This window comes from Leifsonia sp. SIMBA_070, assembly GCF_046534635.1.
GTDB lineage: Bacteria > Actinomycetota > Actinomycetes > Actinomycetales > Microbacteriaceae > Leifsonia.
This window is the reverse complement of the sequence record NZ_JAWRYK010000099.1, coordinates 1-335: the sequence shown is the minus strand read 5'-3', so window position 1 is coordinate 335 and position 335 is coordinate 1. Positions and strand designations below refer to the sequence as shown.

Sequence of the window (335 nt, the reverse complement as noted above, 5' to 3'; positions counted from 1 at the left end):
GTGCGTTTTGCCCGGGACGACTTTGACATCCTGGCATTGCGGGAACAGGAAAGGACCTTGTGGGCCGCGAAGCGGTCCTGTTCGGCGGCGTCGGGATGCCGTCGGTGGATGAGTGGGCGGATGCCGCCGGCAGCATCAACTACGAAATCATCACGCGCATCAGTTCGCGGGTGGAGCGCAAGTACACCGACTCAGAGGGGGCCAAGGCATGAGTTCAGCAGGGAACGACGGCGGCAGCGCCCCCGTTTGGGAAGAGGAAATCCGCACCGCCGGGCCAGAGGAAACCCAAGCTGCCGCGGAACGGCTAGGCCGCCAGCTGATGGCAGGGGACCTCA

1 protein-coding gene is annotated in these 335 nt (G+C 64.8%); it reads left to right on the top strand.

Annotation, left to right across the window (positions count from 1 at the left end; all coding sequences use genetic code 11):
- Nucleotides 1-59: 59 nt before the first annotated feature.
- Complete coding sequence (locus SB754_RS19585; protein ID WP_410784066.1) at nt 60-212, top strand: alanine racemase C-terminal domain-containing protein; 153 nt, start codon at nt 60-62, stop codon at nt 210-212.
- Nucleotides 213-335: the final 123 nt, after the last annotated feature.